Origin of the sequence: Aquamicrobium sp. LC103, assembly GCF_001014615.2 — a bacterium.
In the GTDB taxonomy this organism is placed as follows: Bacteria; Pseudomonadota; Alphaproteobacteria; order Rhizobiales; family Rhizobiaceae; genus LBCQ02.
Genome location: NZ_LBCQ02000002.1, coordinates 363,501 through 375,506, shown reverse-complemented (window position 1 = coordinate 375,506; position 12,006 = coordinate 363,501). Strand labels below are relative to the sequence as shown.

Below are 12,006 nucleotides of genomic sequence, written 5' to 3'. Positions count from 1 at the left end.
GCCGGGTCTGTCGTTTGGCCGAAGGATCGTCCGAATTCGTTAATCGGACGGACGTATCATCGTCTTGATCGCGCCCCATTCGTGCGGCTAGAGGTTCGGCCATGATGAAAATTCGGGGTCTACTGCTTCTGCGGCTTGCCGCGCTCGCCGTGCTGCTCGGCGGCGCGGCCGCGCTCTCCTTCGGTTATCTCGGCTGGGCCCATCCCGCCTTCGATTCCTTCTCGCATTTCCGCGTCCATCTCGGCGTGCTGATGGCACTGTTCGCCCTGCCGCTGCTGCTGCTGCGCTTCTGGGGCGAAGCCGTCTTCGCGCTTGCGGTCGGCGCGGCCGCCGTGGTCGGCACGGTCGGCCCGGGCTTCGGCCCGGCGCTGACGACGATGAGCGCCGAGGCAAGCAACGAAAGCCCCGCGAACGGCGCGGTCTACCGGCTGCTCCACCTCAACCTGCGCTACAACAACGCGCAGCCTGAGCTCGCCCTCTCGCAGATCGGCCGGATCAAGCCGGACGTGATCACGCTCAACGAGGTCTCGGAGCACTGGGTCCCCCGGCTGGAAGTACTGAAGAGCGCATACCCCTATGGCATCTACTGCCCGCTCGACGCCGTGATCGGCGGCGTGGCGATATTGTCGCGGCGGCCGCTGGCTCCCGGCACCGAGCCCTCCTGCGGCGATCGGGGCTCGTTTGCGACCGCCATGATCGACTTCTCGGGCCGCCCCGTCGAGATCGCCACGGTCCATCTCGGCTGGCCCTGGCCGTTCGATCAGCAATGGCAGGTGCCGATCGTGGCGCCGCTGGCGGCGAAGCTTTCCGACACGGCCATTCTCGCCGGAGACTTCAACGCCGCGCCATGGAGCAACACGGTGCGAAGCATTGCCGACGCCGGCCAGCTCAGAGTGGTGCGCGGCATCGGGCCGACCTATCTGGACGGCGCTTTCCCCGACGGCCTGCGCCGCTCGATCGGCCTGCCGATCGACAATGTCCTGGTGAAGGGCGGCGTTCTCACCGGCAATATCGCGACGATGGAGGATGCCGGATCGGACCATCTGCCGGTTCTCTACGAATTCTCGGTCCTGCCGGCGGAAAAGCCGGCCGCGGTGCAGCAGGCGTCGCTGCCGTAGAGACGGCGGACATGATCGAGGCTGGAAACCGGGGCCGGAAACCGGATCCGACTTGAAAAGCGTCCTAAATCGTGATGCTCGTCAGGACGAGATAGAGAAATCCGCCGACCACCCCGGCGATCAGCAGGACATGCATCCAGGCCGACGAATTTGCGCGACGCGGTTTCAAGTCGGGAACCTCCCTATGATTTTCTATGATTTGGCGCGGGGGCGATTGCGCGTCGCGGGTTCCTTTACGGGCGCGGCGACGTTGTCGTTCGATTCTTTCTGCAGGCGCGCGCGGCGAAGCCTCGCCGTCTTCGCTTCCCTCGATGCCACTTCCGCGTCGATTATCGATCGCGCGACCTTGGTGGTGACGTCGGCCTTGGCCTCGATCCGTGACGGCGCCGGCTTGAAGACGTTCTCCTTGGTAGGAATGCTGGCCATGGCAATGACTCCTTCCTGAAAAGAAAAAGGCCGGGGGATCCCCGACCTTCTCACAGACTGCCTCAACGGTCAGTGCCAGTACATCCGTGGTCAAAGACCGAAGGCAACCGATTATGCAATCTGCAGGTTCTCCGCAGCGCTCTTGCCCGAGCGATTGTCCTTCACGACATCGAAGCTCACCTTCTGACCCTCGGCGAGCGTGCGCAGACCTGCGCGCTCCACCGCAGAGATGTGGACGAAGACGTCGGGATTGCCGTTGTCCGGCGCGATGAAGCCATAGCCCTTGGTGGCGTTGAAGAACTTCACGGTTCCAGTGTTCATGACGATTTCCTTTTCGATCGACATAAGTATTCATGACTTCGTGCCGAATGCACGACGCCTCAGTTCATCGATTTTGAAAGAGAAGATCGTCGGATGCGCTTTGGCGCAGAAACAAGTTCGACAAGCAAGATCGATATCAACCATATAGGCGCTGGCTGTGTTCAAAACAAGGCTCGTCGGTTTCTTTTTTCCCAGATTCCAGAGCGCCGCGACAGCGGCGTTTTATGCCGGCATCGGGGAACCAAGTAGCGCCAGGGGAATTACCAAAATACCTTTTAGGCGAGCACCGCAGTGCATGGACAGATTCAGCAGCGATGAAATGTCGAGACTCGATGACATCGAGGCGCTGCTCCTTACCGCACGCGGCTTGATTCACCGGCTGGCCCGTTCGGAACTCGCCGAGGCCAGAAGGTCGATCAACAAATCGATCGCAGCCGTCGAAGCGGCAAAGCGTCTGGGCAAGTCCGACTGACCCATTTCGCCATTCAAGGGCATACCGGCGATTTCCTTTGATACCACGCAGGTTCGTCGGTTCGCGCCATCAGCTCACGCTGAAGAAAGGCAGCCATGCCGATCAAAAGCCTCATAGAGAAATTCCGCATCGATCCCGCGGATGCCGTCGTGCTCGAGAGCCTCTACAATCAGGGCACGATAGCGGGCGAAACGCGCCAGGCGCGCCGCGACAGGGCGAGAATGCTGGTCGAGCTGTTCGCCTCCGGGATCAGGGACCGCGAGGCCCTGATAAGGGCATTGACCCGGAGAACCGAGAAACACAATGAAGGGGCGTGATTGCGGCCTGCCACGCTGATGGCCATGGCCAGCGCTTACCGCTCCCCTGCGGAAGCGATGAAGCCCGCGATCTCCTCGACGACCTTTGTGTCCAGCGGCAGGTTCGGATCGGAATAGGTGGCGAAAGGCTGCCCCGGCACGTCCTGCTTGAGCAGGTGCGTGACGCCCGGCAGCAGCTTCAGCCGGGCACGGGGCGCGGCCCCGGCGAGCAGTTCGGCGTCCACGGACGTGACCTGAGCGTCCCTGTCACCCTGAAGGATGAGGATGGGCAGCATCACGTCCTTTGCGATCTCCACCGGATCATAGGCGAAAAGCTGAATCATGTAGCGTTGCAGGCCGATCCGAAAGAACGGCCGCAGCGGCGCGCTGATCGTCTCGGGATCGCGGGTCTCGCCCGCTTCGAGGGCCGCGACCAGCCCGTCCAGTTCATCGAGAAAGGGAGCGTTCGCCGGATTGCGCCGGAACTGCTCGCGCATGAGATCGCCGATGCGCCGTCCCGGCGTCGAAAGCAGGATCAGCCCGCAGGGCGAAGCGCCGCGGGCGGCCGCGACCAGCGCCACCAGCCCGCCCTCGCTGTGGCCGGCAAGCCAGACGCAGTCCGTTCCGATCCGTTGCGAAAACGCCGAGAGCCAGAGGTCAACGTCCTCGGCATAGTTCCGGATCGTCACGTCCTCCGGGTCGGAGACGGCTTTGGCGCTGCCGAAAAAGCCGCGCTTGTCGATCCTGAGCGTGCTCACGCCGGCCTCGGACAAACCCTCGGCCAGAAGCTTGTAGCTGTCGCTGCGCAGTCCCTCGGGGCTGTTGCCGTCCCGGTCCGTCGGTCCGGAGCCCGGCACGATCACGATGCCGGCCCTGGCGTCCGGCACCAGGATCATCTCGCCTTCGAGAGGGCCGCTCGGGCCCGGCACCGTCAGCGGTTCAGCGGCGGCGGGCTGCGCCATGAGGGTCAGCAGCATCGCCAGAAAGGGAAAGGCGATCCGGGCCGGCGGCCGGTTCAGGCGGAATGGTGCCTTCAGGGATGCCATGCCCGTCACAAGTTCGGATAGACCGGTCCTTCGCCGCCCTGCGGCGGCACCCAGTTGATGTTCTGGTTGGGGTCCTTGATGTCGCAGGTCTTGCAGTGGACGCAGTTCTGCGCGTTGATGACGAAGCGCGCGTCGACATCCGGCCGATCGGCGGCGGCGTTTCCGTCCGCATCCACCCATTCGTAGACGCCGGCCGGGCAGTAGCGCGAGGACGGTCCGGCATAGACGTCGTGTTCGGAGCGCTTCTGGAGCTCCATGTCCTTGACCTGGAGATGGATCGGCTGATCCTCCTCGTGGTTGGTGTTGGACAGAAACACCGAGGAAAGGCGGTCGAAGGTGAGCACGCCGTCGGGCTTCGGATAGTCGATGCGCCGGTGCTTGTCCGCCGGCTCGAGCGCGGCGGCGTCGGTCTTGCCGTGCTTCAGCGTGCCGAAGGGCGAGAAGCCGAACAGCGTGTTGAGCCACATGTCGATGCCGCCGATGCCCACGCCGATTATCGTGCCGAAGCGCGACCAGAGCGGCTTGACGTTGCGGACCTTCTTCAGATCCTTGCCGATGTCGCTGTCGCGCCAGGCGGCTTCATAGGCGGCGAGCTCGTCATTGGTGCGGCCGGCGGCGAGCGCGTCCGCCACATGTTCGGCCGCCATCATGCCGGAGAGCACGGCATTGTGCGATCCCTTGATGCGCGGGACGTTGACGAAGCCCGCCGAGCAGCCGATCAGCGCGCCGCCGGGGAAGGAGAGCTTCGGAACCGACTGCCAGCCGCCCTCGGTGATGGCGCGCGCGCCGTAGGAGATGCGCTTGGCGCCCTCGAAGGTGCCGCGGATCGCCGGATGCGTCTTGAAGCGCTGGAACTCCTCGAAGGGCGAGAGATACGGGTTCTTGTAATTCAGGTGCACCACGAAGCCGACGGCCACCTGATTGTCCTCCAGATGGTAGAGGAAGGAGCCGCCGCCGGTTCTGGTGTCGAGCGGCCAGCCGAAGGAATGCTGGACGAGGCCGGGCTTGTGGTTTTCGGGCTTGACCTGCCACAGCTCCTTGAGCCCGATGCCGAACTTCTGCGGCTCGCGGCCGTTCGAAAGCCCGTATTTGGCGATGAGCTGCTTTGCGAGGGAGCCGCGTACGCCCTCGCCGATCAGCACGTATTTGCCGAGAAGCGCCATGCCCGGCGCGTAGTTCGGTCCATGCGAGCCGTCGCGCTCGACGCCCATGTCGCCGGTGACGACGCCGGTGACGGCGCCTTCGTCATTGTAGATGAGGTCGGCGGCGGCGAAGCCCGGGTAGATCTCGACGCCGAGCGCCTCGGCATGGCCGGCGAGCCAGCGGCAGACGTTACCGAGCGACACGATGTAGTTGCCGTGATTGTTCATCAGCGGCGGCATCAGGAAGTTGGGCATGCGAAGCGAGCCCGCCGGTCCGAGCACGAGGAAATGGTCGTCGGTGACGGGCGTCTTGAAGGGGTGATCGCTTTCGGAACGCCAGTCGGGCAGCAGGCGGTCGATGCCGATCGGATCGACGACCGCGCCCGAAAGGATATGCGCTCCGACCTCGGCACCCTTTTCCAGAACGACCACGGAGAGCTCGGGATTCAACTGCTTGAGGCGTATCGCGGCGGCAAGACCGGCGGGACCGGCGCCGACGATCACCACATCGAATTCCATGCTCTCGCGTTCAATCTCGCTCATACCATCCTCCGCGCCCGCTCTCGAGATCATTCTAGACTGCAGCGCTCTTAGCGTATCGAAAGACGGTTAGAAACCGCCCCGCGACGTATCACCTCACCCTGCACGAAAAAAACCGCACCTTTGCCGGGTACATAACGTTGACGTAAACGTCAACATACCATCGTTCACGCGAAATCTGCTGCGGCAACGACATCAATTTCGCGCGGGAGATGCTTCTATTGAGGCGGCAAAAGCTTTACCTTTCGCTAAAAGATGGGAACGCTGCCTTGGCCAGGATGATCCCGCTTGCCCTGCTCGTGATGACCATGCCGGTCTCGGCGCCAGCCCAGCCGGTGGACGATCTGGGACGGTGGCACGCCGGGGCCTATTCCTACTCCCATGAGCTCGGCGGCTTCGCGATCGTCGGAATCTCCGGCGAAGGAACCGAGAGCGACCCCGTCGTGCTCACCCAGGAATTCCTTTCCGCCAGTCCCGTCACGCTGGTGATCCGCGCCGAAAGGCCAATACGGTCGCCGCTCTTCGGCAGCGGCTTCGCCAACGGCAACATCCATATCCGCGTCGTCGCCATCAACAACAGCAACCTTCCATGGCTCGAATTCGAGTTCGAACTGCAGGAACATCTCGGCGAACCGAGCACTTTCGGGGACGGTCTCTCCTTCGACCAGCGCAAGACGGCCTCCAGCTACATCGCCTCCGACACATATGCCGAGTACAGCCGCGACTACGAGCCCTATGACCGGCTGCGCTTCTTCAACGGCTATACCGATGCGCGGAAAACCTCGACATTCGACTTCCTCATCACCGATTTCACGCCTAGAAGTGTGTTCTATCTCGTGCAGGATCCACGGATTCCGTCATCCTGAGGAAAAGACGCGGAAAAGGAGACGATCGGGTTTTGACCGACATCAGGGACATTCTCCGCTTCTATGCCGATGCGGGCGCCGACGAGGCGTTGCTGGACCAGCCGGTCAACCGGTTTGTCGAAGCGGAATCCGCGCCGAGGCGGATGAGCGCGCCGGAAGAGGCGATGCGCCCTGACGGAAATTCCGCGCCGCCGCCTGCCCGCAACGCTCCCGCAGCCCCGCCGCCGCGCGCGACGCAACCGACCGCCGCCGTCCCCGACGAGGCGCAGGCGGCCCGCGCGCGCGAGCTTGCCCGCCAGGCAGGCTCGCTCGAGGAATTGCGGGAAATCCTCGACGGTTTCGACGGCTGCAACCTGAAATTCACCGCCAAGCAGACGGTGTTCGCCGACGGAGATCCGGAAGCCGACGTGATGTTCGTCGGCGAGGCGCCGGGCCGAGACGAGGACATAGCGGGACTGCCCTTCGTCGGCCGGTCGGGACAATTGCTCGACCGGATGCTGTCGGCGATCGGCCTCGACCGCACCGGCGCATATATCGCCAACGTCATCGCATGGAGGCCGCCGGGCAACCGCACGCCGACGCCGCTGGAAACGGAAATCTGCCGCCCGTTCATCGAGCGGCAGATAGAACTCGCGAATCCGAAGGTGCTCGTCACGCTCGGCGGTCCTTCGGCGAAGGTGCTGCTGCATGCCACCGAGGGCGTGTTGCGGCTGCGCGGCAACTGGAAGACGCACACCACCGCGGCGGGAACGGTGATTCCGGCAATGCCCACGCTTCACCCGGCCTATCTGTTGAGAAATCCCGCCCACAAGAAGCTTGCATGGCGGGATTTCCTGGAGATCAAGGCGAAGCTGATCGAGATCAGAGGCTGATCAGGCCGCAGCCTCCGCGCCGGCCGCACGCAGGCCCGAGAACTGGAGCGCGGCGAAGAGCGCGACCGTCAGCGCCTGGGCCGAGATGAAGACGACGCCGAGCACGTTCGGCGAGACGATGCCGGCGATCATGATCGCGAAGCTCGCCGCCACCCACAGCACGTTGATCAGCACGATGTCGAGGAGGACGAGCCGGGGCGCCGTCTCGCGCCGCGCCATGACGACGAGCAGGCCGACGAAGGGAAACAGCGCGATCCCCGCCCAGAAGAGCAGCGACACCGGAAGGTCGAGAAGCGGACCGAGCAGGCCGGCGCCGGCGGCCATGAGCACGGCGGCCGCGCCGCTGACGGCGGCGTCGAGAAGCAGGGTCTTCTTCAGGAAGGGTGTGATCGCTACGGTCATGGTCTTTCTCCTTGTTGAAACGAAAGCCGCCCGTTGATGCTGTTTCGCGGCCCGATGAGCGGACCATGCCGTGATCGGAGAATGATTGCGATTACGCCGGAGGTAATAGGAATGACGAATTCGGCCGGCTAGATTTGTGGCGGTCGCAAAACATGGAGACAGGCCGATGAACGACGTCGCGCCACCCGCAGCCGGCACTCTGATACGCGAATGGCGCCTGCGCCGCCGCATGAGCCAGCTGGACCTGGCGCTCGACGCCGAGATATCGCAGAGGCATCTGAGCTTCGTGGAGAGCGGCCGTTCCGCCCCCTCGCGCGAGATGGTGCTGCGGCTCGCGGAGCGCCTGTCGGTGCCGCTGCGCCAGCGCAATCAGCTTCTCGTCGCCGCCGGCTTCGCGCCGAGCTTCGGCGAGCGCAAGCTGGACGACCCGACGCTGAAGCCGGCGATGGGCGCGGTCGAGGCCGTGCTGAAGGGCCACGAACCCTACCCCGCGATCGCCGTCGACCGGCATTGGAACATGGTGGCGGCAAACGGCGCGATGGCGCCCTTCCTCGAGGGCATAGAGGAGGCGAGCCTGCTCGCGCCGCCCATCAACGTGCTCAGGCTGAGCCTGCACCCGAGGGGACTCGCGCCGCGCATCGTCAATATCGAGGAATGGCGAACGCACCTGATCGAGCGCCTGAGGCTGCAGATCGACGCGGTTCCCGATCCGGCGCTGGAGGCGCTCGAGGAGGAGCTTTCATCCTATCCGGGTCGGCCACGCGGCTCCGGCCAGACCTATGACGCTGCGGCGGCGATCGCCGTGCCGCTGCGTATCAGGATGGGCGGCCGCACGCTCTCCTTCATCAGCACCATCACCGTGTTCGGCACGCCGCTCGACGTCACGCTTTCCGAACTCGCGATCGAATCCTTCTTTCCGGCGGACACGGAGACGGGAGAGGCGCTTCGCGGCGGATTGGCGGCGGGGTAGCGGATCGCCGCCCGTTATCCGGTACGCCCCCTCCGCCGCCTACGGCGGTCCCTTGCCGGGGCGAGCCGGCGATGCGGCCGTCCGCCACTTCGGCTCCTCCCCTGCGAAACGGGGGTTTCGGTGAAAACCTGAACTGCCCTAAATCCTCCCCTGCAAGGGAGGAGAAATGCGAAGCATGGCGGAGGGCAACGCGACAGCCCTTGCAGGCTACTGCGGCGGCGTGATCTTGCGCGCCTTGCCGCGCTCCAGCCCCAGCGCGCGCTCGCGCAGGATGATGAAGATGCCGGCCGAAATCACGATCGCGCCGCCGACGAGCGTGTACACCGTGGGCAGATCGCCGAAGACGAAGTAGCCCACCAGGATACCGAGGATCATCGAGGAATATTCGAACGGCGCCACGGTCGAGGCTTCGGCGTGGCGATAGGCCTCGGTCATGAAGATCTGCGCGATGCCGCCGCAGATGCCCGCCGCGACAAGCAAGGCCGCCTGCTCGGCCGTCAGCGGCGCCCAGCCGAAGGGGATCGTCACCAGGGATATGACGGTCGCGGAAATGGAGAACCACAGCACGATCGTCGCGGATTTCTCGGTGTGGACGAGGTTTCGCACCAGCAGCATCGCGACAGCCGAACAGGACGCGGCAAGCAGGGCGGCGACGGCGCCGATCGCCTCCTTGTCGCCCATGCTTCCGCCGCTGGAAAAGAGGGTCAGCTTCGGCCAGGAAACGATGACGACGCCGACGAGGCCGACGGTGACGGCGATCCAGCGATAGGCGCGGACGGTCTCGCCGAGGAACAACGCGCTGAAGAGCACGACCAGCAGCGGCTGCGCGTAGTTGAGCGTGATCGCCTCGGGCAGCGGCAGGCGCGTGAGGGCGAAGAAGGTGAACCACATGGAGCCGACGCCGATGAGGCCGCGCATGACGTGGCTCATGGGGCGCGTGGTGTGGAACGCCGTGCTCAACTCGCGCCAGCAGGCCAGCATGACGAGGATCGGGAAGATCGCGAAGAAGGAGCGGAAGAAGACGATCTGCCCGGCCGGCAATTCGCCCGCCGCCTTGATGCAGGACGACATCGCCACGAACACGGCGACCGAGATGACCTTGAGCGCGATGCCCCTCAGCGGATTGCCGGTCGCGACACCCTGCAACTGGCTGCTCATTGCGTCTCACCAATGCCTGCCGGCGCGACGAAGCGCCGGCTCACGGGTATGGCACTATGCTGGTTCACTTGGGGACCGGGCTTCCTCGATCGCCTGCCAGATGCGGGAAGGCGTGGCCGGCATTTCGATATGGCCGATTCCATAGGCCCTGTGAAGGGCATCGGTGACGGCGTTGAGCGCGGCCGGCGTCGCGCCGATCGTGCCCGCCTCGCCCGCCCCCTTGATGCCGAGCGCATTGGTGGTGGAGGGAACGTTGCGCGTCTCGAAATGGAAGGACGGAATGTCGTCGGCGCGCGGCATGCCGTAGTCCATGAAGCTCGCGGTGAGAAGCTGGCCGTCGTCGGAGTAGACGGTGTTCTCCGTCAGCGCCTGGCCCACCCCCTGCACCACGCCGCCATGCACCTGGCCGGCAAGCAGGATCGGATTCACGGTCGCGCCGAAATCGTCGACGATCGTATAGCCGACGATGGAAGTGCGCCCGGTCTGCGGATCGATCTCGACCTCGCAGATATGGGTGCCGTTGGGATAGGTCGCCTCGTCCTGGACGAACTCGCCGAAGCCCTTGATATCGTCGGGAGACTTCGCCGCCCTGGCGACCTCGGCGAAGTCGATCCGCCGGTCCGTGCCGACGATGCGCGCGGTGCCTTCGACGAGCTCGATATCGGCGGCAGATGCCTCCAGCTCGTCGGCGGCGATGCGCCTGATCTTCTCGGCGAGGTCCTCGCCGGCGCGCGCCGCCGAGACGCCGCCCAGCGGGATCGAGCGCGAGCCGCCGGTTCCGCCGCCGCTCGCCAGCCGGTCGGTGTCGCCCTGGTGGACGTTCACCCTGGCGATGTCGATACCGAGCTTCTCGGCCACGAACTGCGCGTAGGCGGTGGCGTGGCCCTGACCGTTCGACTGGGTGCCGATCAGCACGGTCACCGTGCCGTCCTCGTTGAGTTCGACATGGGCGGGCTCCGAGCCCGCGAAGGCGCAGGCCTCGATATAGGTCGCCATGCCGATGCCGCGCAGCTTGCCCTCGGCCTTCGACGCGGCCCGGCGCTCCTCGAAGCCGCCCCAGCCGGCGCGCTCCATGGCCAGCTCCATGTGGCCGGCGAACTCACCGACATCGTAGCTGCGGCCGGTCTGCGTCACATAGGGAAACTGCTCGGGCCGGATGAAATTGCGGCGACGGATCTCGTCGGGCCCGATGCCGAGATCGCGGGCGCAGGCGTCGACCAGCTTCTCGAGCAGGAAGGCCGCTTCGGGACGTCCCGCGCCGCGGTAGGCATCCACCGGACAGGTGTTGGTGTAGACGCCGGTGATGTGCACGTCGAGCGCATCGATGTCGTAGACGCCGGTCGACATCGACGCGCCGACATAGGGGATGAACGGGCCGTATTGCGAAATATAGGCACCGAGATTGGCGAGGAGGCGCACGCGCAGGGCGAGGAACCGGCCGTTCTCGTCCATCGCCATCTCGGCCTCGACGACATTGTCGCGGCCTTGCGCGTCGGTCAGGAAATGCTCGGTGCGGTCGCCGGTCCACTTGACCGGCCGGCCGATCCGCTTCGCGGCCTCCAGAACCAGCGGATACTCGCGGTAGACGAAGGTCTTGGGGCCGAAGCCGCCGCCGACGTCCGGCGTGACGACGCGCAGCTTCTCCTGCGGCATCTCGAAGACCTGCTCGGCGATGATGCGGCGCATCGAGTGGACGCCCTGCGAGCCGGTGGTCAGCACGAAACGGTCCTCGTCCCCGCGCCACTCGCCGATCGCCGATCGCGGCTCCATATAGTTGCAGACGAGCCGGTTGTTGATGAACTCTACGCGGGTGACGCGGGACGCCTTGTCGAAGGCCGCCGCCGTCTTTCCCGCATCGCCTATCCGATATTCGAACGCCTTGTTGGAGCCGAGCTCCGGCCAGACCAGATCGGCGCCCTCTTCGAGCGCGACGGCAGTGCCGGCGACGGCATCCTCGGCATCGAAATCGATCTCGATCAGCTCGGCGGCGTCCTGGGCAAGCGCGCGCGTGTCGGCCACGACGAAGGCGACGGCGTCGCCGACATAGTTGACCCGGTCGCGGCAGAGGATCGGGATGTCGCGGGTCGGCGCGCGGCTTCCGTCGGGTTGCTTCTGCATCGCGCCCGATTTGAGATCACCGAGATGGGCGAGATCGGCGCCCGTCAGCACGAGATGGACGCCCGGCGCCGCGCGCGCGGCTTCGGTCGAGGCGATGCTGAACGTGCCCTTGGCGACCGGCGAGCGCAGGACGTAGCCGTGCAGCGTTCCCGCCGGGGCGATGTCGTCGGTGTAGCGGCCCCTGCCCGTGATGAAGGCGTCGTCCTCCTTACGGAGCACGGAGGCGCCCATTCCGAATTTCGGCGTCATAACGTTCATG

Annotated in this window: 13 protein-coding genes; 6 read left to right on the top strand and 7 right to left on the bottom strand. The window is 65.2% G+C overall.

All coding sequences use genetic code 11. The annotated features are described in order from the left end of the window. Window positions 1-101 precede the first annotated feature (101 nt). Window positions 102-1,118, top strand: coding sequence for an endonuclease/exonuclease/phosphatase family protein (locus XW59_RS05185; RefSeq protein WP_047143675.1), 1,017 nt, complete (start codon window positions 102-104; stop codon window positions 1,116-1,118). Between the two features lie 192 nt (window positions 1,119-1,310). Here XW59_RS05185 and XW59_RS05180 read toward each other — a convergent pair whose 3' ends face one another. Together XW59_RS05180 and XW59_RS05175 are read right to left on the bottom strand one after the other, a co-directional pair. Next, complete coding sequence (locus tag XW59_RS05180) at window positions 1,311-1,544, bottom strand: hypothetical protein (protein ID WP_047143674.1); 234 nt, start codon at window positions 1,542-1,544, stop codon at window positions 1,311-1,313. Between the two features lie 111 nt (window positions 1,545-1,655). Further along, complete coding sequence (locus XW59_RS05175) at window positions 1,656-1,865, bottom strand: cold-shock protein (protein ID WP_047143905.1); 210 nt, start codon at window positions 1,863-1,865, stop codon at window positions 1,656-1,658. A 319-nt stretch (window positions 1,866-2,184) separates the two neighbouring features. On the opposite strand from XW59_RS05175, the gene XW59_RS29270 reads away from it, so the two are divergent. Both XW59_RS29270 and XW59_RS05170 read left to right on the top strand, forming a co-directional pair. Beyond that, window positions 2,185-2,337 carry a hypothetical protein gene (locus XW59_RS29270; RefSeq protein WP_170990096.1) on the top strand — a complete coding sequence of 51 codons (153 nt, stop codon included), beginning with the start codon at window positions 2,185-2,187 and terminating at the stop codon, window positions 2,335-2,337. Window positions 2,338-2,432: 95 nt separating this feature from the next. Further along, on the top strand, window positions 2,433-2,654 hold the full coding sequence (locus XW59_RS05170; protein ID WP_047143673.1) for a hypothetical protein: 222 nt from the start codon (window positions 2,433-2,435) through the stop codon (window positions 2,652-2,654). A 35-nt stretch (window positions 2,655-2,689) separates the two neighbouring features. Here XW59_RS05170 and XW59_RS05165 read toward each other — a convergent pair whose 3' ends face one another. Both XW59_RS05165 and XW59_RS05160 read right to left on the bottom strand, forming a co-directional pair. Further along, a complete protein-coding gene (locus XW59_RS05165; protein ID WP_082137405.1) occupies window positions 2,690-3,679 on the bottom strand; it encodes an alpha/beta fold hydrolase in 990 nt (329 codons plus the stop codon). A 5-nt stretch (window positions 3,680-3,684) separates the two neighbouring features. After that, entirely contained in the window at window positions 3,685-5,364 is a 1,680-nt protein-coding gene (locus XW59_RS05160; RefSeq protein ID WP_047143903.1) for an electron transfer flavoprotein-ubiquinone oxidoreductase, read from the bottom strand. 275 nt (window positions 5,365-5,639) lie between these two features. Here XW59_RS05160 and XW59_RS05155 point away from each other — a divergent pair, with 275 nt between their 5' ends. Together XW59_RS05155 and XW59_RS05150 are read left to right on the top strand one after the other, a co-directional pair. After that, window positions 5,640-6,227, top strand: coding sequence for a hypothetical protein (locus XW59_RS05155; RefSeq protein WP_047143672.1), 588 nt, complete (start codon window positions 5,640-5,642; stop codon window positions 6,225-6,227). Window positions 6,228-6,259: 32 nt separating this feature from the next. After that, complete coding sequence (locus XW59_RS05150; protein WP_047143671.1) at window positions 6,260-7,099, top strand: uracil-DNA glycosylase; 840 nt, start codon at window positions 6,260-6,262, stop codon at window positions 7,097-7,099. On the opposite strand, the gene XW59_RS05145 is transcribed toward XW59_RS05150, so the two are convergent. Beyond that, the gene (locus tag XW59_RS05145; RefSeq protein WP_047143670.1) at window positions 7,100-7,501 is read right to left on the bottom strand and encodes a hypothetical protein; all 402 of its coding nucleotides are present in this window, start codon (window positions 7,499-7,501) and stop codon (window positions 7,100-7,102) included. It abuts the gene before it with no gap. Between the two features lie 166 nt (window positions 7,502-7,667). Between XW59_RS05145 and XW59_RS05140 the strand changes: the two genes are divergently transcribed. After that, window positions 7,668-8,471 carry a helix-turn-helix transcriptional regulator gene (locus XW59_RS05140; protein WP_047143669.1) on the top strand — a complete coding sequence of 268 codons (804 nt, stop codon included), beginning with the start codon at window positions 7,668-7,670 and terminating at the stop codon, window positions 8,469-8,471. 207 nt (window positions 8,472-8,678) lie between these two features. On the opposite strand, the gene XW59_RS05135 is transcribed toward XW59_RS05140, so the two are convergent. Continuing rightward, a complete protein-coding gene (locus tag XW59_RS05135) occupies window positions 8,679-9,629 on the bottom strand; it encodes a DMT family transporter (RefSeq protein WP_047143668.1) in 951 nt (316 codons plus the stop codon). 54 nt (window positions 9,630-9,683) lie between these two features. Next, the gene (locus XW59_RS05130; protein ID WP_047143667.1) at window positions 9,684-12,005 is read right to left on the bottom strand and encodes a xanthine dehydrogenase family protein molybdopterin-binding subunit; all 2,322 of its coding nucleotides are present in this window, start codon (window positions 12,003-12,005) and stop codon (window positions 9,684-9,686) included. Window position 12,006 lies beyond the last annotated feature (1 nt).